At 49.0% G+C, this 23,208-nt stretch carries 20 protein-coding genes; 12 read left to right on the plus strand and 8 right to left on the minus strand.

What is annotated here, in order from left to right:
- The first annotated feature begins 8 nt into the window (after nt 1–8).
- Nucleotides 9–935 (plus strand): glycine betaine ABC transporter substrate-binding protein, encoded by a 927-nt coding sequence (locus C7R91_RS22600; RefSeq protein ID WP_047070302.1) that lies wholly within the window; start codon nt 9–11, stop codon nt 933–935.
- 54 nt (nt 936–989) lie between these two features.
- On the opposite strand, the gene C7R91_RS22605 is transcribed toward C7R91_RS22600, so the two are convergent.
- From C7R91_RS22605 to C7R91_RS22615, 3 genes are all read right to left on the minus strand, one after another.
- Nucleotides 990–2,411: a DUF1254 domain-containing protein gene (locus C7R91_RS22605; RefSeq protein ID WP_047069551.1), complete on the minus strand. Its 1,422-nt coding sequence runs from the start codon at nt 2,409–2,411 to the stop codon at nt 990–992.
- 94 nt (nt 2,412–2,505) lie between these two features.
- Nucleotides 2,506–3,990: an amidase gene (locus tag C7R91_RS22610; protein WP_047069550.1), complete on the minus strand. Its 1,485-nt coding sequence runs from the start codon at nt 3,988–3,990 to the stop codon at nt 2,506–2,508.
- 79 nt (nt 3,991–4,069) lie between these two features.
- Nucleotides 4,070–4,918 carry a helix-turn-helix domain-containing protein gene (locus tag C7R91_RS22615; protein ID WP_258183165.1) on the minus strand — a complete coding sequence of 283 codons (849 nt, stop codon included), beginning with the start codon at nt 4,916–4,918 and terminating at the stop codon, nt 4,070–4,072.
- Between the two features lie 132 nt (nt 4,919–5,050).
- Between C7R91_RS22615 and C7R91_RS22620 the strand changes: the two genes are divergently transcribed.
- A complete protein-coding gene (locus C7R91_RS22620; RefSeq protein ID WP_047069548.1) occupies nt 5,051–5,662 on the plus strand; it encodes a DedA family protein in 612 nt (203 codons plus the stop codon).
- 10 nt (nt 5,663–5,672) lie between these two features.
- Here the strand turns inward: C7R91_RS22620 and C7R91_RS22625 are convergent, their stop codons facing one another.
- Nucleotides 5,673–7,208: a vWA domain-containing protein gene (locus C7R91_RS22625; protein WP_047069547.1), complete on the minus strand. Its 1,536-nt coding sequence runs from the start codon at nt 7,206–7,208 to the stop codon at nt 5,673–5,675.
- A gap of 156 nt (nt 7,209–7,364) precedes the next feature.
- Nucleotides 7,365–8,213: an alpha-helical endospore appendage domain-containing protein gene (locus C7R91_RS29915; protein ID WP_047069546.1), complete on the minus strand. Its 849-nt coding sequence runs from the start codon at nt 8,211–8,213 to the stop codon at nt 7,365–7,367.
- Nucleotides 8,214–8,411: 198 nt separating this feature from the next.
- On the opposite strand from C7R91_RS29915, the gene C7R91_RS22640 reads away from it, so the two are divergent.
- The 5 genes from C7R91_RS22640 (at nt 8,412) to C7R91_RS22665 (ending at nt 14,891) form a co-directional block, all read left to right on the plus strand.
- Nucleotides 8,412–9,476: an AAA family ATPase gene (locus tag C7R91_RS22640; protein ID WP_047069545.1), complete on the plus strand. Its 1,065-nt coding sequence runs from the start codon at nt 8,412–8,414 to the stop codon at nt 9,474–9,476.
- Nucleotides 9,477–9,479: 3 nt separating this feature from the next.
- A complete protein-coding gene (locus C7R91_RS22645) occupies nt 9,480–11,279 on the plus strand; it encodes a vWA domain-containing protein (RefSeq protein ID WP_047069544.1) in 1,800 nt (599 codons plus the stop codon).
- A 120-nt stretch (nt 11,280–11,399) separates the two neighbouring features.
- Nucleotides 11,400–12,605 carry a chromate transporter gene (locus C7R91_RS22650; RefSeq protein WP_047070301.1) on the plus strand — a complete coding sequence of 402 codons (1,206 nt, stop codon included), beginning with the start codon at nt 11,400–11,402 and terminating at the stop codon, nt 12,603–12,605.
- Nucleotides 12,606–12,996: 391 nt separating this feature from the next.
- Nucleotides 12,997–13,596 carry a TetR/AcrR family transcriptional regulator gene (locus tag C7R91_RS22660; RefSeq protein WP_047069543.1) on the plus strand — a complete coding sequence of 200 codons (600 nt, stop codon included), beginning with the start codon at nt 12,997–12,999 and terminating at the stop codon, nt 13,594–13,596.
- 65 nt (nt 13,597–13,661) lie between these two features.
- Nucleotides 13,662–14,891 carry an MFS transporter gene (locus C7R91_RS22665; RefSeq protein WP_047069542.1) on the plus strand — a complete coding sequence of 410 codons (1,230 nt, stop codon included), beginning with the start codon at nt 13,662–13,664 and terminating at the stop codon, nt 14,889–14,891.
- A gap of 55 nt (nt 14,892–14,946) precedes the next feature.
- Here the strand turns inward: C7R91_RS22665 and C7R91_RS22670 are convergent, their stop codons facing one another.
- On the minus strand, nt 14,947–16,125 hold the full coding sequence (locus C7R91_RS22670; protein ID WP_047069541.1) for an oxalate decarboxylase family bicupin: 1,179 nt from the start codon (nt 16,123–16,125) through the stop codon (nt 14,947–14,949).
- A gap of 181 nt (nt 16,126–16,306) precedes the next feature.
- Here C7R91_RS22670 and C7R91_RS22675 point away from each other — a divergent pair, with 181 nt between their 5' ends.
- Entirely contained in the window at nt 16,307–17,062 is a 756-nt protein-coding gene (locus C7R91_RS22675) for a DUF4241 domain-containing protein (protein WP_047069540.1), read from the plus strand.
- Between the two features lie 12 nt (nt 17,063–17,074).
- Here C7R91_RS22675 and C7R91_RS22680 read toward each other — a convergent pair whose 3' ends face one another.
- Nucleotides 17,075–17,638, minus strand: a complete 564-nt coding sequence (locus tag C7R91_RS22680) for a hypothetical protein (protein ID WP_047069539.1) — start codon at nt 17,636–17,638, stop codon at nt 17,075–17,077.
- A gap of 156 nt (nt 17,639–17,794) precedes the next feature.
- Here C7R91_RS22680 and C7R91_RS22685 point away from each other — a divergent pair, with 156 nt between their 5' ends.
- Nucleotides 17,795–18,382, plus strand: coding sequence for a TetR/AcrR family transcriptional regulator (locus C7R91_RS22685; RefSeq protein ID WP_047069538.1), 588 nt, complete (start codon nt 17,795–17,797; stop codon nt 18,380–18,382).
- On the opposite strand, the gene C7R91_RS22690 is transcribed toward C7R91_RS22685, so the two are convergent.
- A complete protein-coding gene (locus C7R91_RS22690) occupies nt 18,379–18,630 on the minus strand; it encodes a hypothetical protein (protein ID WP_047069537.1) in 252 nt (83 codons plus the stop codon). The genes C7R91_RS22685 and C7R91_RS22690 overlap by 4 nt on opposite strands.
- Nucleotides 18,631–18,840: 210 nt before the next feature.
- Here C7R91_RS22690 and C7R91_RS22695 point away from each other — a divergent pair, with 210 nt between their 5' ends.
- Genes C7R91_RS22695 through C7R91_RS22705 form a run of 3 tightly spaced genes read left to right on the plus strand, consistent with a single transcriptional unit; the run spans nt 18,841 to nt 22,966 of the window.
- Nucleotides 18,841–21,123, plus strand: a complete 2,283-nt coding sequence (locus tag C7R91_RS22695) for a DEAD/DEAH box helicase (RefSeq protein ID WP_047069536.1) — start codon at nt 18,841–18,843, stop codon at nt 21,121–21,123.
- Nucleotides 21,113–22,489 carry a ribonuclease H-like domain-containing protein gene (locus C7R91_RS22700; RefSeq protein WP_047069535.1) on the plus strand — a complete coding sequence of 459 codons (1,377 nt, stop codon included), beginning with the start codon at nt 21,113–21,115 and terminating at the stop codon, nt 22,487–22,489. Before C7R91_RS22695 ends, C7R91_RS22700 begins: the two co-directional genes overlap by 11 nt.
- Nucleotides 22,490–22,507: 18 nt before the next feature.
- Entirely contained in the window at nt 22,508–22,966 is a 459-nt protein-coding gene (locus C7R91_RS22705; protein ID WP_047069534.1) for a hypothetical protein, read from the plus strand.
- The last annotated feature ends 242 nt before the right edge of the window (nt 22,967–23,208 follow it).

The raw sequence follows: 23,208 nt of genomic DNA on the forward strand, positions 1-23,208 counted from the left end.
TCATGAAAATGAAAAAAGGCACCTTGAAAGGGCTGGCAGTCGCACTTGGGCTCAGTATGGTGATGGCAGGATGTTCAAGCGCAGGAACACCGCAGGGAAATCAGCCTGCCGAGGGCAATACGGGTACGTCTGCACCGAATAGCGTTGGAGCACAAGTGGATCATAAAATTATCGGGATCGATCCTGGTGCTGGTCTGATGAAAGCGACGGAAAAAGCCATGAAAGACTACGATCTGAAAGATTGGGAACTGGTGGAGGGCTCCAGTGCAGCGATGACGGCAGCACTGACACAAGCCTACAAAGAGAAAAAACCGATTATCGTGACAGGCTGGACACCTCACTGGATGTTCTCCAAGTTCGAGATGAAGTACCTCGAAGATCCGAAAGGCACCTTCGGTAAGGATGAACAGATTCATACCATCGTGCGCAAAGGACTGAAAGAGGAGCACCCAAGTGCGTATGCATTCCTCGACAAGTTTTCATGGGCACCTGCGGACATGGAAAAAGTGATGCTTGATATCCAGAGCGGCAAAAAGCCGGAAGAGGCAGCAGCCGAATGGGTGAAAAACAATGAAGCTACCGTCAACAAATGGGTAGAAGGCATTCAGCCAGCAGAAGGCAAAAAATTGACGCTCGCCTATGTCGCGTGGGATTCTGAGATTGCCAGCACGAATGTAGTGAAAACGGTTCTGGAGCAAAAGCTGAAGTACCAGGTAGAAATGAGCCAAGTAGAAGCTGGTCCAATGTGGGTCGGTGTATCGAACGGTGATGTGGACGGAATGGTAGCGGCTTGGCTGCCAACGACGCACGCAGACTACATGGAAAAGCTGGGGAAAGACGTAGAGGATCTCGGTCCGAATCTGCAAGGAACCAAGCTGGGCTTGGCTGTTCCAACCTACATGGAGATCAACTCCATTGAAGATTTGAAGAAGTAACAGACTCAATACAGAAGGCACCGCACACGATGGGGCGGTGCCTTTTTCGTTGTGTTATGGTATTGGGTTGCTTTCCATGACAGCGGGCCAAGTGTTCTGTTTGTCCAGCGTTGCAGGCTCCGGTGCAAATACCCGCAAAACGAGATTGAACTCACCTTTTGGGAGAGGGAGCCAGTTGCCTTCCTTGCCTTTGGGCGGTTGCTGTTGCAAAAACAAATCAAGGGAGCCATCCGGATTGTATGCAAGCGTTCCTGTATTGCTGCGAACTGATGCCCGATCTGCCGCTGTTTTGGCTAAAAACAACTGGTTGTCATAGACGTTGATCGACCAGAAAGCAGACGTCTTGGGAAGCTCTTCCTTTGTAAAATGCAGCCTATAGCTTTTGACTCCCGTAAGAGGTTTTCCTGATCCATCTGTCAATGCACGATAATAGGCTTCTTCGCTCGGAACATTGGCCCCAATACCGGAATAGGCGATAAAGGAACGGGCGAGAAACTGGTTTCCATATGTGCCGATGGGGGAAAAGGAGCCCCATCCATTACGGAAGGTCGCGTAGCCGGGAAAGCCATTTTGCACGATGGACGGGGCATCCTGCAAGGCACGCTGTAGGCCCGCAAGCTTTGCTGGACCGAGCGCGGAAGGATCAAATCCTTTTTGGACATCGATCCCAGCTTGAGCGAATTGATCGAGCAAGACGCGATCACATTCGGGCGGAGGATTGCTCTGAATCCATTTCGTCATGAGTTGAAAAAAGGAAAGGGACGACAATACATCTGGGGGAAGCGCTTCAGGAGCATGTGCCGTTTGCAATTTTGGGTGGACAGGGGCAATTGCAATTTGTTTTTCGAACGAGACTGCCTGAGGTAAATCAGCCTCGCCTTTTACCTCGACACGGCCAATGAGCCAGACGGTATTCGTAGGGGCGTAGATCACAGGGATATGGGCAGGGGTAGGCCCTTTCCATTGTGGGCTTGCAATGATATATTGTCCGGCCTGCTGCTTGGTGGAACGATTGGAGACATTGCGAAACGTATTCGTGTACGCATCCAGCATTTGCACGGTATAGTAGCGGTTTTGCGGATTGGCGGGGACAGTCAAGTGGACGGGCGTCTCCGACAAATCCAGCCATGCGCTCATATACAATGTATCGGAGTTCGGCGTCACGATATCCCGATAAGCAGGGGAAGCGAGTGTGTCCGCATAATAAAACTGGTTGATCGGCGCCCGATTTTTGACCATCGCCTCCATCGTTATGGCAGACATCACTAAGGGATAGCCGTAGATATATGCTTGAATACCGAGCGAGTAGGCAAGCTGCTCCTGCGATTGAAGAAACGGCTTCGATTGGAGGAGAGGTAAGTGTTGGACAGATGGAGCGTTTGCTGTCTCTTTTGCAGAGGACAGGCCGGACAGGTGAAGCGTCATGCAAAGCAGGGAAACGATCAGTGTCAGGCGCTTTTTCAATAATGGAAGCATAAAGCCCCTCCTCATTACCAGAAATGGGGTTCGCACTGGTAGTTTTCTGCATAGGAAAGGGGCTTTATGCGGGGGAGACTGGAATATTTTATTCTCAATGCGGCTCCACAGAAATTTCAGGGGCCTTCCACTCTGGGCAGGTTGCGTACAATTTCGATGCACTCTGTAGCAATTCCCTATCACGCCATCGTTTGCAGACACACTGAATGCCAATAGGAAGACCTTGCTCATCAAAACCGATCGGCATTGTCACGACCGGACTTCCTGTGACATTAAACAGATTCGTATAAAAAGTCGTAGCTGCCCAGTAGTTTTGCGGGTTCTCGTCTACATACAGCGGCTTGGTATATATCGGCTTGTAGCCCCACATTCTCGATTTTGCCATATGAGGAAAGGCTGTCGTGCAGCTGACTGGGCACAAGAACAAGTCACAGCCGGCCATGAATTGCTCGAAGTTGCGAATGAGCTGCTCCCGAATGGTTAAGACACGCATGTAGTTTTTGAACGTCAGCGGAATGAGCATGGTAGCCGTGGGAACCTGACGATAGATCGGCATGGTGAGGAGATGAGCCAATCCTCTCATAAGGGTAGGCGTCGTGGAGTTTAACTCCGCGTCGATGATTTTTCCCCATGTTTCCCAAGTCTTGCGTACATCTAAAGGCGGTGCCGTCACTTGTTCTACGCGCATGCCTTGTTGCTCCAGTATTTTGACAAAGCGCCGCAACTGATCGCGAATGGCTCGACTCGTCGGGTAGCCGGGCAGCTCCTCTATCCAGCGAATGTGCAGGGGCTGATCGTTAAGAGGAGGGGGCAAGACTTGTGGACCATGAGGCAAGCCAGCGTTGCCGTTTCCACCACTAATGATGGAAAACGCCACTTCCAAGTCTTCGATCGAACGGGCTAAAGGGCCATAGCAGGCCATATGACGAGACGAGGTATAATCAGACATTCCTTCAAAGCCGGGCATGTGTCCTGTTGACGGAACAGCTCCTTCAGTTGGCTTCAAGCTGAACACACCACAATAATGAGCGGGAACACGCAACGATCCCCCGATGTCACTCCCGATATCCAAATAAGAAAGTCCTGCGGCAACTGCAGCTGCCGAGCCTCCGCTGCTGCCTCCCGAAGTCCTTTCCTGATTCCACGGATTATTTGTCCTACCGTAAATATCGTTGTCTGTTTGGAGATCCATGAGCAGGGTAGAGACATTTGTTTTGCCAATCAAAACGGCTCCTGCCTGCTTCAGTCTGCGGACGATGGCTGCGTCATGCTGCGGAATGTAGCCTTTTAGAGGGGGGAAGCCAGAAGTAGTGGGAAGTCCGGCTGTGGCAAAGGAATCCTTGATTGTGATCGGCACCCCGTGAAGGGGCCCCCGAATGTTGCCTTCCGCCATTTCTTTGTCCGCTTGCTTCGCGGATTCGAGAGCAGCCTGCTCGTCACAAGCGACGATAGCGTTCAGTTTGCCATTAAGCGAGGCGATTCTTCTAAAGGTATGCTGGGTAGCTTCTTTGGCGCTTATTTTCCGCTCGCGAATCCAAGTCCCCATCTCCGTTGCCGTCAAATAGGTCAGTTCTTTCATTCGATTCACTCCTTTTCACACGTCCAGCGTACGACAGGAAAACGAGGAAAACTTGATCGAAAATGCGAACCGCTACCGACTACTCTCGGGCTAGAACGGGTATATAAATGAAGCAAAGTGAATCCGGATGTTCATTTCCAAGAAATCGGTGGTCGTAATATTCAAAATCATATCGGGCATAAAGCTGGTCGGATGCGGATGCGTGTGCCATCCAGCTCCCGTATATGTATTGATACGTCAGCTTGAGATTTTGCACGGATCCTTTGTGAGGGAAGACGAGATAACCAGATGGAGGCAGCGCGAGCGATTCCAATCCGTCTGTCCCAATATGCTCGTCAGTGTGTATGCCAGCAAAATAGGCAAAGCTCAACGAAAGCCCGAAAGCATCCGGGTAGCGAAGGACCCCGTAACGCTTCTGGTTATTCTGCATGGCGATTTTCTGCCCCAGTCGTTTCCAGCAATGGACAATATCTATTGTCGAACGGGTAGCGGAGGAGTAGCCTACCAGGTTAAGTTCTTCGTGGGCAGGGACATAGACGGGCTCAATCGATTGCAGCTGAATATTTTCCAAATAAGGTAGCTCGATACGCTCCAGCATGGTGTACCGCGGCATTTTTCCTGATCGGCGAAGTGCAGAAGGAGGCAGACCAAAGCGTTTCGTAAAGGCGCGAGTAAAGGCTTCGTGGGAATCAAAGCCATATGTAAAGGCGACTTCTGTCACGCTCTTTTGTTCGAGCGACAGCACTTTGGCAGCCTCGGTCAAGCGCCTCTTCGAAATGTACTGGCCGACAGTTTCTCCTGTCACGTGAAAAAACAAGCGTTGAAAATGGTACTTGGAATATCCGGCTGCTGCTGCCACTTCATCGAGTGTGACTTTTTCCGTTAACTGCTTCTCGATAAACGAGAGCGCATATGTTATTTGCTCCATATAGTTCATGACGTCACCTGAAAAAGGAAATAAGATCTTTTTTAGGATACCATATGCCCTGGTTTGAATTTTTGTAAAAAAGCCAGAATGCCAAAGAATAGGGAGAGAATACAATGAAGTAGGACAACATTTCTGGAGGTAGCCGTGGAGCAGCATTTGGATCTTTTTTTGATGAAATATGGATATGTCGGTATCTTTTTTTCGCTCACACTCGGTGTTATAGGGCTCCCCATACCCGATGAGGTACTAATGACGTACGCTGGCTATGCGGTTTCCCGCGGTGTTTTGTACATGCCGTTTACGGTGCTGAGTGCCTTTTTGGGAGCGGCAATAGGGATAACGATCAGCTATGCCATCGCGTGGAAGTGGGGGCTGCCGTTGCTTATGAAGGTTGGACCGTACTTGCATATTACGCCGAAAAAAATAGAGTCAACCCAAAAGCTGTTTGCTAAGTACGGTCCTTACCTGTTGCTCATCGGCTATTTTTTGCCTGGCGTCCGTCATATTACCGCCTATTTGGCAGGTGTCTCTACGATGGGGTTTCGACGATTCGCTTTTTTTGCTTACGCGGGTGCATTTCTTTGGAGTGTCACTTTTTTACTGTTGGGACAGACGCTTGAGAAAGAGTGGCTCAAAGTCGTCGTTTATATACGTCATTACGGCATCACATTTTTGCTAATCGGTTCGGCGATTGGAATCATGGTTTATATTTGGATGAGGTACAGGCGTGACACCAGGACATAGGGAACAAGCATTAGTTCCTGCTGATTGCCATGCTATCTTTTACCAAGCGGACAAATTCGAGCTGTTCCTCTCCGGTGGCTGTGGCTTCCGCCAGTTTGAGTACATCGGCAAGGGAGCTTCTTTCGGCATACGGACTCTCCCGCAATATTTCCCCGTATTCTGCTACAGCAGCAAGGAACGCTACTCCAGGAGACAAGGCATTTTGCACCTTTACGGGTTCGGAGATTTCCTCTACTTTTTGGGAAGAGGTATTATGATAGCGCACGCGAACCGTCCCGAGATCTGAATGGGCAGGGGAAGCGAGCTTCACTTCATAAAGAGCGGTCACACTATGGCCTGCGCCAATCTCGCCCGCATCTGTCTTGTCGTTGCGAAAATCTTTGTCGCGGACATCGCGGTTCTCATAACCGATCAAGCGATACGAGTCTACCTTTTTAGGATCGAATTCTACTTGGATTTTTACGTCACGAGCGATCGTTTGGAGGGTGCCCGTCAATGATTCCGTAAAAATGCGGCGCGCCTCGGAAAACGTATCGATGTAGGCGTAGTTGCCTTCTCCCTTATTCGCTAATTGCTCCATCAGGACATCATTGTAATTCCCCATTCCAAAGCCAAAGGTGCTCAAGTAAATGTCTTTTCGCGCATAGTCCTCAATCGAACGCAAAATGCCCTCGGCTCCTGTTTCTCCTACATTGGCGACCCCGTCTGAGCATAAAATCACCCTGTTAATGGCATTAGGCTTGAAGGAACGGGCCGCCATTTCATAACCGAGCACCAGTCCTTCTTCCGCATTGGTGGAGCCTTCGGGTTGCAGATCATCGATGGCTGATAAAATCGCCTGTTTGTCTTCGGCAGAGGTTGAGGGCAAAAGAACGCGTCCCTCTGATCCGTAGACAACGATTCCTACTGAGTCAGTAGGTTGGAGTTGATCGACAAGAACATGTAGGCTTTTTTTCACCAGCTCTAATCGGTTCTCCCGATTCATAGAGCCAGATACGTCAATGACAAAAACGAGATTAGCGGGCTTCCGCTCTTCTGCGCGTAATTCCTTTCCTTTGATCCCGATTCGCACTACTTGAAGATTTTTTTGAAAGGGAGAGGGGCCACTGTCGGCCTGAATCGCAAATGTCTGATCGGTTGGCGCGGGATACGAAGTAGGGAAGAAGTTGATGAATTCCTCCACCCGAACGGCTTCTGCTGGCGGGAGAGTCCCGTCTTTAATAAAATTGCGCATTATGGTGTAAGAGGCGGTGTCCACATCAGCGGCAAAAGTAGACAGAGGGTCCTTCGCCGCAGAGACAAATTGGTTGGTGCCGTAATCTTTGAAGTACATGTCATTGGGGAGGGGATCGACCGATTTTTTTAGCGCGTAATCAGCTAGTTGGCTGGGAGGACTTGGACTGGAGGCTACCTGATTGCTTTGACCCTGCTCTGCTGCTGGTTTGTTTTCGCTTTCGCTTCTAGATACGAACTGTACGCTCGAGCTGCATCCGATCAGGGATGCAACCAATATGGTGATGGCACTGGTTTTCACGATTTTTCTCATCTTTTGTTATTCCCCCTTTGCCTATGTGACGTGGTAAAAAAAGGAATGTTACATAAGAGGAGAAGTAGGCTTGTCCGAAGTAAGAGCTTCACTCGCAACGACAGCCAGGATCGAGTCGTAGCTGTGCTCCGAGTGGCGAGATGGATTATGTTTGGTTTAGTCGGCAATCTTCACTAAAGTGAGGAAGCCGGTCACCGTCGTCGTTCCGTCTGCGAAGCTTTGCAAAAACTGGTCTGCGATACCTCCCGTACGGAATATGTCTACGATGTCTCCTGCTGCTAATCGTGTGAAAGAGGTAACCATGCCGAATGCATTTCCATCCACTGCACTATCCGCACTGCTTGAAGTTCCAGCAGAACCCGTAATATTGGTGCCATTCCTCCTGATAATGAATGACACTTCACTCTCCTGTGCAGCAGTAACACGATAGCTGATGAGATAGATGCCGCTTGCAGGTACGGTCACTTGTCCGCCAGCGAGTAAAAAGCCAAGTGAATTGTCTGCATTCGACACATTAAGCGGGACGATCGTATTTGGCGAAATATCGATAGCGGAGGATAGCCAGAAGTTACCGAAAACACTGGAAACAGTACCTGTTGCTCCTGTTATACCCGTGGCTCCTGTAGCTCCCGTAACGCCAATAGCACCAGTAGCACCCGTTCCCCCTGGTAGACCAGTGGCTCCCGTTGGTCCTGTGAGACTATCGATAAACGATGCTGTTAATACGGAATTCAGCTTGTTGTTCAGCAGAATGTCTTTCTTTGTGATCTCTCTGAGCGTATTTACTACGCTAGAATTCACGTTTAGCAAATCACTAATGGTTGCAGGGGGACCTGTTAATCCTGGAAGCGTACCAAGGACATATTGAAGCTTTTCTGCCTCTGCGTTAATGATATGACTTAACCCAAGCTCTTCCAATGCGATCGATGCGAGTAGCAAGTTTACGACTTGGCTTTGGGTAATGGTGAACAGCGGCGTAATGTTGGGGATATTTGCTTGTGACAAATGAAACGTCCTCCTTTATTTATGTCTTTTCATCCTATTCCGGTACCGTGCAGAAGGGGCTTGGTCGGTTGCTCTTTATTCAATCTTCTTGTAATATTAGGAAATATTTGTGGTGTGACGGTCGCTCTAGTCAATGGAAATCAATCATGAAAAGAGGTAGATTGCTGCAAAAATCAATCAAACAAGAGAGGTTATGAAATGAATCTAGGCATTCAAGTAACGCAAAATCAACTGATGGATGTGCTGCTAAACGTTGCAGTAGCTCGTCCAGTATTTATTTGGGGCGCACCAGGAATCGGCAAGTCGTCTCTCGTCGAGGCGTTTGCTGAGCAGGTGGGCCTGCCTTGCGTATCGTTATTGGGCAGTCAGCTCGCACCTGAGGATATTATCGGTGTTCCACAGATCGTAGATGGGAAAAGCAGATTTTGCCCACCTGCGCAAATTGCGCGAGAAGAACCGTACTGCTTGTTTCTTGACGAATTGAATGCATGCTCGCAAGAAGTGCAAAAGGCGTTTTACAGTCTGATTCATGAGCGGAGAATCGGGGATTACCATCTGCCAGAAGGGTCCATTGTGATTGGAGCAGGAAACCGCGCGCAGGACAGCGCGATTGTCAAACCGATGTCGTCTGCTCTGATCAACCGGATGTTCCATGTCCAATTGCTAGTTTCGTATGAACAATGGATGAATTGGGCGTACAGCAACGGAATCCATTCCTATGTGCTGCAATTTTTGGAGGTTCGCCCGGACTATTTGTGGTCGCAGCCACCAAAGAGCGAGGAGCCGTTTTCTACTCCGCGTTCCTGGCACATGCTCTCTGATGCCCTGAACGAATTTGGTGAGAACTTGACGACAGAGATGGTGGGGGTTCTGGCCTACGGATGCTTGACGCCGCAGCATGCGTCACAATTTCGGGCTTTTCACAAGAACATTCAAGGCAAATACCAGCTCAACCGTATTTTGGAGGGAGAGGCTTCATTCCCAACGGCTCCAGAGGATCGAGATGTACTGTATTTTCTGGCCGATTCTTTCCGTTCGCAGATCAAAAAAGAACTGCCAGCGGATAAAGCTTCTGTGGGGGAGCAGCATAAACGGTTTGCACACCGAGCGAAGGCTCTCTTAAAGGAGCTCGCTTCCATCTCTCTGGAAATGGCGCAGATGGTAGTAGCGCGGCACGAGGATGGCGACGGATTGCCAGACTGGTTCGTAGTGGAGGTAATTCGCGATTTACCACGATTGGCCATGGACAGGAAGGGCAAATAGCCAATGGCCAGAGGAGTTCAAAACGACCCGTCGACGCAAAACTACGAGCAGGCCGTCCATTTTTTGAGTCATCACCCGATGTTTGGTCCGCTGTCATCGCGAGCGCACTTTATTCGTTCTGAGCGAAGTATTTGCCCGGATAACGGCTGGGTAGTCGTGACCCGGGAAGGCAGCTTGTACGCGCATCCGAAGCGCAGAGGGGAAGTCGGGGAATGGATTTATGTTTTCGCACATGCGCTGCTGCATTTGGGCTTCGGACATTTTGTGGAAAAAGAGCAGCCGATTTTGTGGAATATCGCATGCGATTGTTATATTACGCGTTTTTTGAGAGACATGAAGCTGGGGAAGCCTCCTGCCGAAATGGCCTTTGAGCTGGATAAATCGGGAAAGAGTGAAGAAGAGCTGTATGAATGGTTCGTGGAGCATGGGGTGCCGGAGCATTTGAAGCTGTTTGGAACGGGCGGGGAAAAACAGGCAGATATGCTTTTCTCGGATAAATACGTTCGGTACACCTACAATCGAGACGTGAAGTGGGAGCGGCTCTTGGGGATCGGGCTGGCGCAAGCAGTGCAAAGTGCTGTCAGCGTAGCGGCCGGCTATTCCGATGCTCTCGGGAATGAAGAGAACCAGCTGTCCGAGGCACAAAAGGCCAAGCGCTGGTTCATCAATCATTATCCTTTACTGGCTTCCTTAGCGAGTCATTTCACGATTATCGAGGATTCGCAGATCTGTCAACGACTGCAAATCTCGGTGGCTGCTATCGATGTTACATCCAACGAAATCTTCATCAATCCTGCGGCGGGCTTGGATGAAGAGGAATGCAAATTCGTGATGGCACACGAGCTCTTGCACGCAGGACTTCGCCACCATGAGCGCTGCCAAGGTCGAGACCCGTATTACTGGAACGTCAGCTGCGATTACGTGATTAATCAATGGCTGATGGAGCTCGGTGTGGGACGATTTCCGCAAATTGGCGGACTGTACGATCCAGATTTGAAGGGTTTGTCGGCAGAGGCCATTTACGATCGAATCGTGACGGACATGCGTACGTATCGCAAGCTTTACACCTTACGAGGAATCGGCATGGGCGATATTCTGGATGGCGACGATCCGCGTTTTTGGGAAAAGGGTCCAGGAACGACGCTGGATGACTTTTATCGCAATGCGATGTCGCAAGGCTTGATCTACCACCAGGAGAGGGGACGAGGGCTTTTACCTGCGGGTTTGGTAGAAGAGATTCGCGCCTTGGGGCAACCGCCTATTCCGTGGGATGTTCAGCTCGCCCGTTGGTTTGACGAGCATTTCCCGCCGTTGGAAAAGAGTCGCACGTATGCAAGGGCAAGCCGCAGACAGTCCTCTACACCTGACATTGCCCGTCCAGCCTGGAGCTTTCGGGAAACGGATCAGCTGGCACGCACGTTTGGCGTCGTGATCGATACATCCGGCTCGATGGATACCAAGCTGCTCGGCAAAGCATTGGGGGCGATCGCGAGCTACAGTGAAGCGAGAGATGTTCCGTATGCGCGCGTGGTCTTTTGTGATGCGCAGGCGTATGATGCGGGCTACCTTTCTCCCGAGGACATTGCAGGTCGCGTCAAAGTAAAAGGACGCGGGGGAACGATTCTGCAGCCGGGCATTGACATGCTGGAGAAAGCAACCGACTTTCCGAAGGACGGACCGATTTTGATCATTACCGATGGGGAATGTGATCGGATTAAAGTAACTCGCAGTCATGCCATCATGCTGCCGAAGGGGAGTAACCTGCCGTTCGTGGCAAGAGGACCGGTATTTCGAATGGAATAGCAGGATTTGGGCTCCGTATCGTTGCGGAGCCTTTTTCACGATCTTTTTACAATGAAAGGGGAGGAAAAGCGATAAAATAACTTGTATGATGAAGCGGAAAGTGGAGAGGTGTACAGCTCAGTGAAGAATAATGTCCTAGAAGAAAACGGGCACCAAAAAGGTAGATGGGGGGCTGTGATTGAAGTTCTGCTTGTTTCTGCCAAGCTGGGTGTGACTTCATTCGGCGGTCCCATCGCGCATCTCGGTTACTTTCACAACGAATACATTCGACGTAGAAAATGGATGGATGAGCATAGCTACGCAGACTTGGTTGCGCTTTGTCAGTTCCTCCCTGGTCCCGCAAGCAGCCAGGTAGGAATCGGGATCGGAATCATGCGAGCCGGATTGTGGGGAGGGGTTGCTGCATGGATCGGCTTCACCCTGCCTTCGGTATTGGCGCTCCTGATATTTGCGTTCACTTTACAAGGAATGGGGGGTGGCAGTGCTCCTTGGATTCACGGTTTAAAATTAGTAGCTGTTGCGATTGTTGCCCATGCCGTATGGGGGATGGGACAAAAGCTCGCCCCGGATCGAACACGGGTGACGATGGCGATCATCGCTGCTGCCATCACGCTGTTGTGGCATTCTGCATGGAGTCAGGTGACAGTCATGATTCTAGCAGGAATAGCAGGATGGCTTTTCTTCCGGCAGCCAAAAGTTTCGGATTTCCCTGAATTTCGTGTGCCGATCAGTCGTGGACTAGCCATTGCGTGCTGGATGGTTTTCTTCGGATTATTGCTTGTGCTACCCATCCTCCGAGAGAGCACGGGCTTTTCCTTGCTAGCGCTGTTTGAAAGCTTTTACCGTGCGGGCTCACTTGTTTTTGGCGGGGGCCATGTTGTATTGCCTTTGCTTGAGCGGGAAGTGATCCCGACAGGCTGGCTAACCCAAGAAGCTTTTCTAACAGGCTACGGGGCTACACAAACAGTGCCGGGGCCATTATTTACGTTTGCTGCTTATCTGGGAGCAATGATTGCAGGAGGAATCGGTGCAGCAATAGCTACGATTGCGATATTTCTACCGGCCTTTTTACTCGTCATCGGCGCATTGCCGTTTTGGAATTCCTTGAGGAGAAATTCCAAAATCCAAGGAATGCTGGTAGGTGTGAATGCAGCAGTCGTCGGTATTTTACTCGCAGCCCTTTACGATCCGATTTGGACGAGTACAATTCTTGCTCCGTTGGATTTTATCGTAGCGGCTATTTTGTTTATCATGCTGGAGCACTGGAAGCTGCCGCCATGGCTGGTTGTGGTTACGGGGGCTTTGTACGGCCTGTTGCTGACTTAGACTGACGTCAGCTTTTTATAATATTGGAAGTTAAAAGTTTTAAAAGGTCTCAAACAAACCAATAAGGCTGGTGAGAAGAAAAAGCACAGAGCTCGTAGACCTTGACAACGCCTGCCCAGTCGGAACTTCAAAAAGGGGACCCGCTTGTCGAACACTTCTTCCTTGAGAAACTTCCGCCCGTAGGGTGGTTTTGGCTCGACGGTCCCCTTTTTGAAGTGGAGACGGCCAGAGAATCCCCCCTGCTGGCGTGTCAGAGTCGTAGAGACCTGTGCTTTTTCTTCTCCTCCACTATGTTGACTCAAACCAAAGAAAGTTTGCCAACTATGTATGTAACGCTTATAATACTGAATGAAAGTTCAGTATTGTAGGATGGGAAGCTGGTGAAGGAGCATTGAATAAAAAGAAGCAGCAAACGGAGCAGACCAAGAAAAAAATAGCGGATGCGGCCAGAATTTTATTTATGCAAAAAGGCTACAAGGCCACATCAATAGAAGATATCGTGAAAGCTACTGGATACAGCGGCGGTAACATTTATTATCATTTCAAGAGCAAGGAAGGGCTGTTTTTACACCTGATTGAAGCTTGGAACAGGGAATGGGAAGAGCAGTGGCTGGCCAAGGAACAGCTCTACACGACCTCGATCGATAAATTGTATGGAATGGCTGAACATTTTGCGACCGATTTTATGAACCATCCGCTGACCAAGGCTGCTGATGAATTTTTCGATATGTCGGAGAAGCCTTCGGATGTAGAGGAGCGTATCAACGAAATGATCCAAGGATACGTTGACTTTAATCAGCAATTGCTCCAGAAGGGGATCGATAACGGCGAATTTGAAATGACGAATGTAACCGGAGTCGCCATTATATTGGACAGCCTGATGTTTGGTTTAAATCAACATTCGCGACGAATGGAGCGAGAGGAAGCGCTGGCAACTTTTCGGTTAGCGATGGATGTGTTTTTATTTGGCATTGTCAAACCGTCCCGCTAGCTTTTTTTAGGAAATTATCTAGAATGGATATTCAGTGTTTGGGGAATGGATTGGAGGAATAGTAAATGGCTTTATTATTAAAAAATCAGGGAGCCCTATTGATTCTGATGTTCAATATTTTCCTTGTCTTTACGGGGATCGGGCTTGTTATACCGATTATGCCAAAGTACATGGAAAGTTTAGGCATTACCGGGGGGACTATCGGCCTGTTAGTGGCAGCCTTTTCGTTGACGCAGCTTCTTTTTTCCCCCATTGCCGGGCGATGGGCTGATTCATTCGGAAGAAAAAAGATCATTGTGATCGGCTTGGTCGTATTTGCTATCTCAGAAGGGATGTTTGGAATAGCGAATTCTCCAGTCCTGCTGTTTGTTTCTAGGTTGCTAGGCGGCATCAGTGCCGCACTGATTATGCCGGCCGTAATGGCTTACTCAGCAGATATTACAACGAATGAAGAACGAGCGGCCGGGATGGGGTATATTACGGCGGCCATTACGACTGGTTTTATTATCGGTCCAGGCATTGGAGGATACATTGCTGAATTTGGTATTCGCGCCCCTTTTTATACCGCAGGAATTGCGGGACTGATTGCTGCATGCATCACGTTGTTGATCCTCAAGGAATCGAAACCTACGGAAGAATCATTAGCTGACTCTCTTTCTAGTGAAAAACAACAAAGCAGTCTTCTTTCCCAGTTAATGTACTCCTATCGAGAGCCTTATTTTTTCAGTTTGATTATTGTGTTTGTTATGTCTTTCGGACTGGCTAATTTTGAAACGGTCTTTTCCTTGTTTGTCGACCATAAGTTTGGTTTTGAGCCGAAAGATATCGCGTTTATCATTACATTCGGGTCAATTGCAGGGGCAGTGGTCCAGCTTACTGCCTTTAGCTGGATCATGAATCGCTTTGGCGAGAAAAGGGTCATTTCCGTCTGTCTGCTCTTTGCTGGTTTGTTTATTGTTCTGACGCTTTTTGTTCACGGATTCTGGATGATTTTTGCCGTTACCTTTATCGTATTTCTGGCGATCGATATTTTGCGACCGGCCATCAGTACCCAAATGTCGATGCTTGCAAAGGACCAACAGGGGTATGTTGCTGGTCTTAACTCGGCCTTTACCAGTCTTGGCAATATTGCAGGACCTATCGTAGCTGGATTCTTATTCGATATCGATATCAACTATCCGTACGGGCTAGCGTGTATGATTTTGCTTATCTGTTTCGTCTTATCACTGGGAGTGAAAAACCGCAATGTGAAGAATGCCAATGCGGTTTCCAGACAATCGTCCATTCATGGATGATGAATCATGGCTCTCCACAAAAGACCAGTCCATTGGGGCTGGTCTTTTCTTGTGTTCACGGGACATAGCCATATCCAGGATATTTGACTACCGGCCATTTATCCTTGCGCAAGGCATCCAGCAATTCAGGACCTACACACAGGTTGGAAGCGACGAGTTCATGCGGGGTGAGCGCCATCCATTGATTCAGTGACACATCGACAAAGCGGTCGCTCTTGAACATTTCCAAAAACCACACCGTTTCCGTCCCGGTATTCTGGATATAATGCCCCGTCGCAAATGGAACGTAACCGACATCACCTGCTTGGTAGTCAAAGGTTCGGGCGTTTCCGTTTCCGGTAAAAACCGTCATGCGTGCTTGGCCTGAAATGTAATATTGCCACTCGTCGTTATTAGGATGCCAATGCAGCTCTCTCATGGCACCGGGGCGTAGCTCTACGAGTGCTGCCGCGATTGTTCTGGAGATCGGAAAGTTGCGGGAATCGACGATGCGCACACTGCCGCCAGGTGTGATCAGTGGTCGTTGCGCAAGTAAGCGATGGGTAAAGGGAAGGGGGACGGTTCCGTACGGGGATTCTACTTCATCTTCTTCTACGGGACTGGGAACCTCGTCCTGATAAATGTACACTTGCTCGCAAGGAATGTCGGCAAAGGCTGATTCAGGCACACCAAAATTCGCGGAAAGCACATCTTTTGGCGTATGAGCAAACCAATCGGAGATCGATAGCGTATTCAGATCGGAAAAATGCCCATCGTCGAAAACGAGCAAAAACTCGCAGCCTTCCTCGAGTCCCTGAATGGAGTGGGGAATGCCAGGAGGGAAATACCACAGATCGCCTTTGCCGATATCTGCGATAAAATTGCGTCCGCGTTGGTCAACGGAAGTAATTCGTGCACGGCCGAGCAGCATGTAGGCCCATTCCGCCTGCTGATGCCAGTGCAGCTCGCGCACACCGCCTGGCGTCAGGCTCATGTTTACACCCGCAAGTGTAGTGGCGATTGGCAGCTCGCGAATGGTGACTTCCCGGGACCATCCGCCATGATTTAACGTCATGAAGGCATCTGAAAAGGAAAATTTCAGATTGGGCAGCAAGCCCGCATCTGTGACAGGAGGAACTAGCATATTCGGATTTTGCCGATCACGCATGACGTTCCGTGGGCCGAGATCGACCCATCCGGTTCCGTCTCTCCTCATGGGCTGAGGAATTTGATTCCCTTTGTCTGGCGGATTCATTTGGGGCAACCTCCTTCATCCTTGGACATGCATAGGTTTTGGCGCACTTCATCCACTAACCATGCCTATGCATCGGCTTCCCCGTTATGCAAACACCCAAGCCGTTCTATCGTTTCTATGGATGATTCTGTATAATTTTAGGGGTGATTGACAAATTTACAATAGTAGGATGGGTATAAAGATGACGAAGATTCCAAACGATCAATGGTTAGCACGATATGAGCAACAAAAACAGATGTTAGAGCCCCTTGTTGACTTACACACCTATTTCACATCAAAAAAGATCAGTGGGAAACCAATCAACTTGCTTTCGTTAGGGGAAATCACGATTCCTACTGGGGAGATCATCGTTCGTGATCCGCTTGTGTATCTGGAGAGAAATAGTGCCCCGTATTTTCAAAAAGTCCCTACAGGAACCTTCCCATTAACCGTTTGTGTGGTAACAGTCGAAGAAGACCATTACCGCTATGCAGCTGCTAAGGTGGAGTTCACAAATAAAAAACCCCAGAAATTCACGGAAGCTCTCATTGGAGACGAGGATCTCGAAAATCTAGGGGAAGGTGAATATTTTGGTTTTAATGTGGATGCAGGCCTTGCTACTGTAGTAGATGTCAAAACGAGAGATGCTTATCTGGATTTTTATGATAGCTGGAAAAAAGAGAATCCAGACGGCAATATTTACGATGATTATTTTGCGGATGTTTTTGCACAAAGTTACAAAGACCATCCAAAATACCAACGAAGCGCTGGAGATTATATAAACTGGACAATACCGGGCACGGATTTGTCGATTCCGATGATTCAGACGGGATTTGGAGACGGAGCCTATCCTGTCTATTTTGGGTTAGATGAAAACGATCAAATATGCCAGCTGGTGATTCAATTTATTTGCATTGAGCTTGCATTTGGTGAGGATGACAACGAAGACGAAAGCTAGTAGGAAAGCCTCTCACCAATCCTTTTTGGAAACTGTGCCCCGCTTATCTTTCTTTGGGAAGAGAAAATAGCTGGCTGTAAACAACAGATCAACCCCCAGTACAACGGTCCATAGCCGGAGAATATACCATAAAGAAGCAGTTCGTTCTGCATCATTGATAAAGTAGATGGTCCCGGCTAAGAGAGCAGCCCCTATTACATAGGCGAACAGATGTCTAAACCAGCTTTTGGCGTAATGCTTGGCGTACTCCATGCCGTATAGCTTGGGTTTAGGTGTACCTTCCTTAGTGACGTATTGCTGAAATTTTTCATCCGCCCATTGAATCATGCTTTTCCCAAATGCAATCGATACCCCAATATAAACGGCAGCCAGCGCATGAGGAATTGTAGCGGTAGCTCCACGATACAAATCCACGCTCGTGACGACGAGCAAAACCACATCAACAACAGGCGTCAGGGCGAGAAGAAAAAGCCCGGCCTTTTTTTGTTTAAGCATATACCTTGTGAAAAGGCCAAGTACAATGACCACCCAAAAGGCGATTTCGCACGCGACAATCATCCATGCAACAAAATTCACTAGTATAGGTCCCCTTTTCGGAAGTTTCTTCTCCTGCATGAGGAGTTTTTTTGATACGATCGTGCTAACAAAAAGGATTTTAACATCGCTTATAAAATAATACAACTGTATTGTTAAAGGTTGCTTGTCCCTTGCAAATCTTGTTAAAATACAACTATGCCGAAAATAATCGATCATGAGAAAAGAAGAGAACAAATAGCAGAAGCAACGTGGCGTGTCATTGTTGAGCAAGGAATGGAAGGAGCGACGGTAAGAGGCATTGCAAAAGAAGCAGGACTTTCATTAGGTGCTTTGCGACATTACTTTGCAACACAGGATGAATTGCTGATGTATGCCATGCAGCTCGTAAAAGAGAGGGCGACAGCTCGAATTACTGAAGTCGCCGCCGATGAAGAATTGGCACCAAAAGAGAGATTCACGAAAATTTTTCTCGAGCTTCTCCCTACGAATCAAGAAAAGATGGTCGAAATGGAAGTGTGGTTTGCTTTTACCGTGTACTTCCGCCACAAGAAAGATGGCTTTGACGCACAGCATGACGGAATATATGCCGGCGTCCGCAAGCTGTTGGACTCTGCTGATCAACTGCATTTATTACGCAAAGAGCTGGACAAGGAGCTGGAAGCGGAAAAGCTCTATGCCGTCATCGACGGTCTGGCGCTGCATGCCTATCTCGAACCGCAGCGTGTCGATGGGGAACGGATTACGAAAGTGCTGGAGCATCATCTGGCATCCTTGTTTCATTAACGGACTATTAAGAAACACATACCAATACTCTCATAAAGAAAAGCAATCGGATCGTGGAAGGGGTGATCTGATTGCTTTTTTTCGTCGGCACGCAGCTTGGGATTTTTCGATAAGTAGCTATTAACGCTTTTTAACTCTTCTAGAAGTTCAATTATTTTATCATTTTGTACTGTTATTTTTTTGAGACTGAATGCGATTGGCAAGAGCAAAGCAACTATCAAAGGGAGAACTACTAATTCTACAATCAAGGGTAATCACCTCCAATTAATCGTTTATAGATATTGAAAAGCTAATCCGTCTTAAACTCGACTTTAGCATATTAAATAGTTTTTGATCCTATTTTTTCCAGTGGTATATTGCTCTATGTCGTCCACAACTTGAGTTCAACGTGTGGATCTTTATTCCATGTTTACATACCGAACGTCCATTCGTAAAATGGTAGCAAGAAGGTGACGAAAATGAATGTGAAAAAAAATATCGCAGCCATATTGGATCACATAAAAACAGACGAACGATTTCGGGATAACATTGCACACTGGAGGGTCATTCCTGCTCGTGAAGCAAAGTCCGTTCCATTTCCGAGTGAGCTGGACGGACGAATTCGAGATGCCCTGACGAATAGAGGCATTCCCTCCTTATACACGCATCAAGAAACGTCTTTTCGCCATGTGCGCGAAGGTAAACACATCGTAGCGGTTACGCCCACGGCTTCAGGAAAAAGCATGTGCTATCATTTGCCGATTCTTCAGACGTTATCGGAAGACACGCAAGCACGGGCTCTTTACTTGTTCCCCACCAAGGCTTTGGCGCAGGATCAAAAGTCCGAGCTGCACGAGCTGATTACGGAAATGGGCCTTTCGATCAAATCCGAAACATATGATGGTGATACGCCTGCAAATATCCGGCAGATGGTACGCAAGGCAGGAAATATCGTCATCACCAACCCAGACATGCTACACTCCGCCATTTTGCCCCATCACACCAAGTGGGTGTCCTTTTTTGAGCATCTCAAATACATTGTGATTGACGAGCTGCATACATATCGCGGCGTTTTTGGCAGTCATGTCGCCAACGTTATTCGGAGGTTGAAGCGCATTTGTGCTTTTTATGGGAGTCATCCGCAATTCATTTGCACTTCGGCTACCATCGCCAACCCGAAGCAATTGGCGGAAGCCCTGACAGAAGAAGAGGTAGAGCTGGTCAACAACAATGGTGCTCCGTCTGGCATCAAGCATTTCCTTTTCTACAACCCGCCTGTGGTCAACAAGCAGCTCAATATTAGACGCAGTGCCACATTGGAGGCGCGAGACATTACCGAGCAGTTTCTGACCAATGGCATTCAGACGATTTTGTTTGCGAGAAGCCGTGTACGTGTAGAGATTTTGCTGACGTATTTGCAGGAGCTGATTCGCCGCAAGCTCGGGCCTAAAACGATCCAAGGATATCGGGGCGGCTATTTGCCGAGCCAGCGCAGAGAGATCGAGCGCGGCTTGCGAAATGGCGACATTATGGGTGTGGTCAGCACCAATGCGCTGGAGCTTGGAGTAGATATCGGGCAGCTTCAGGCGTGTGTCATTACCGGCTATCCGGGCTCGGTCGCAAGCACATGGCAGCAGGCAGGACGGGCAGGAAGACGGCAGGGGGAATCCGTCGTCGTGATGGTCGGCAGCTCCACGCCGTTGGACCAGTATGTGATCGCCAATCCGGAGTACTTTTTCGATCGCAGCCCTGAGACAGCACGGATCAATCCCGATAATCTGATCATTTTGGTGGATCACCTCAAATGTGCGGCGTACGAGCTGCCGTTCCGCGAGGGAGATACATTCGGAAGAGCGGAAATCGTAGAAATTTTGGAGTTCTTGACCGAGGAGCAGGTGCTTCATTACTCGCGGGGCAAGTGGTTCTGGATGAACGATTCATTCCCGGCCCACAACATCAGTCTGCGGTCAGCTTCGCAGGAAAATGTCGTGATCATCGACATCAGCGAACGGGGAAATGAGCGTGTCATCGGGGAAATGGATCGTTTTAGCTCCATGACGCTTTTGCATGACGAGGCCATTTACCTGCATCAGGGAACGCAATTCCAGGTGGAAAAGCTGGACTACGAGGAAAAGAAGGCGTATGTCCGGGAAGTTCAGGTCGATTATTACACGGACGCAAACTTGGCCGTCTCGCTGAAGGTATTGGAGCAGGATCAGTCCCGTCGTCATGCGCAGAGCACGTTGGCCTATGGCGAAGTGGCTGTGAATGCGATGGCGACGATCTTTAAGAAAATCAAGTTCGAGACGCATGAAAACATCGGCTCGGGACCGATTCATTTGCCGGAAGAGGAGCTTCATACAAATGCGGCGTGGATCGGCTTTTCCGAAGCGCTGCTCGGCGAGATCGGGACAGAGGATGTGGAGCGTGGCTTGGTTGGTTTGGCGCATGTGTTGCAGCACGTAGCTCCGCTGTTTGTCATGTGCGACCCGATGGACCTGCACGTGATACCGCAACGAAAGGCCGTTCATTCACAGGAGCCGACGATTTTTCTGTACGACCGTTATCCGGGAGGTATCGGCTTGAGCGAGCAAGTATATAAGGAAATGGAGACGATTTTGACTCAGGCAGAGCGGATGATTGTCTCTTGCCCGTGTGAGTCAGGCTGTCCATCTTGTGTGGGAGCGACGGATGACGGCAGCAAAGGGCTAGCCATGACCTTGCTGCGAATCGCTCAAGGGGGAAGTACTTATGTCTCTTAAATCCAAGTTGCAACGGATGAAGGGACATCTCTCGCTGGAAACGGACAAAGCGGTAGTGCCAGCAGTCGAACCGGAAACGCCCATTCACAAGAAAGAGCCGGAGGAGGAGCAGAGGGCGGCTGTACCAACGGATAGCAACGCCGAGCTACAGATACCTTTTGCTGACAAGTGGAAGGAAATGCAGGCATCGCCCTACATCTGGGATGACGAGTACGTCATGATTCGCGAGGTTCGCTATCCGATCGATCAACAGCATGGCGCTTACGCTTTTTCCGAGCTGCATGAGGCGATCCGTATGTGGGAAGCGGCTGGTCGAGAGCATCCGCTGTCCGCTGCGGGCAGGAAGCCAGAAGACTTGCTATTTTTCGATACGGAGACGACAGGATTGTCAGGCGGGGCAGGCAATGCCATTTTTCTTTTGGGGTACAGCCGTATCGAGGGGGAGCACGTCGTGGTGCGCCAGCATTTTCTCCCGGGCCCGCATGCAGAGGTGACCTTGTACCAATCGTTTTTGGAGCAAGCACAGAAGTCCTCGCATCTGGTGACCTTTAATGGAAAGTCCTTTGACTGGCCCCAGGTGCGGACGAGGCATACACTGGTGCGCGATCAAGTGCCTGCTTTGCCTACCTTTGGTCATTTTGACCTTTTGCACGGGGCGAGGAGATTGTGGAAAGCGGAGCTGGAATCGTGCCGATTGGGCATCATCGAGCAGGAAAAGCTGGATGTTTTTCGCGAGGATGATTTGCCTGGCTATTTGGCGCCGGTGCGGTATTTCGACTTTTTGCATGCCCAAGACCCTGATGTAATCGAAGGCGTGCTGCGTCATAACGAGACGGACGTCCTGTCTCTGATCACGATGTACATTCACATGACGCGGCTACTGGTAGGGCAAGGGAGTGTAGCGGTATCTCTCGAAGAAAGCTACGAAATTGCCAGATGGTACGACGCTCTTGGGGATCAGGAAGCCGCTATGGCAGGCTATCGTCTCGTAGCAGACAGTGAGCATGCGTGGAATAACCGGGCCAAGCTCGCCATCGGTCATTTGTATAAAAAGCAAAAGGATTGGCTCCAAGCCCTAACTGTTTGGGAGTCGTGCATTCAGTCCACCGGATATGTCCCGGAAGAGGTGTATATTGAGGCTGCCAAGCTGTATGAACACCAATTGAAGGATTGGGAGAAGGCTTTGCATTATACGAAGCAAGCGTATGAGCAGTGGAAGAAGCGGGCGAGTCTGTTGCGCAACAGGTCCAAGGCCGACGCAGAGGCCTATCAAAAGCGAATCGATCGGTTGGAAGGGAAGCTTCGCGGAAACGAAGCGGAAGAAGAGAGCTTGTTGTCTGGATTTTTGGATTGGGCGGATGAGTAAGGGTGATGGGGGATTGGGATGAGGCACATTGTCTTGTTTTTGATGGTGTTTCTACTTCTGGGAGGTTGCTCCGCTAATGACGACTGGGTGCATACGTTTACGGGGGAGAGTGACAATTGGATTGTGGTCATGGAGATCAGGCCGATTGAGAGTGAACACACAACAGTTGCCTACCCATTTTATTTGATGAAGAGAATGGAGAGCCAAGTAACAAAGGTGTATGCCGAAGCGGATTTAGTCAACGAGAGTAGGGGGAGCAACCTCAATCAAATTGATTTGGAGGAGATCAATAAAAAGCAGCAGCTACTGCTTTTTCAGGAGTACCCGAATTCCCCCTCACCCGATTTTCCTGGAAAAGATACGCCGAAAGAACAGCTCGAATACTACTTCTCAGATTTGAAAATGAATCTAAAATGGACAGACGAACGGGGACAGCATCAAGAACAAATCATGCTAAAACTGAAAACAGCCCCCTGATAAAACATGGGAGGATGACAAATGTACGCACACTTCTTTTTTTCTTAGCGGAGGATTAAGACTTATTTCCAGTTATTTCATTTGATTAAGCGAACAGATCATGCTATATTTGTAATCCGCCTTTCAAAAAGAGCGGAACAAAATGAAACACTCCAATTATTACCTGTTGATTTTAAATAATGATACATGGTATATTGTGAATCTAGCGCTTTTGAAGTGCTAGTGAAAATGCTCTTTGAAAA

The organism is Brevibacillus formosus, assembly GCF_003013405.1.
In the GTDB taxonomy this organism is placed as follows: domain Bacteria; phylum Bacillota; class Bacilli; order Brevibacillales; family Brevibacillaceae; genus Brevibacillus; species Brevibacillus formosus.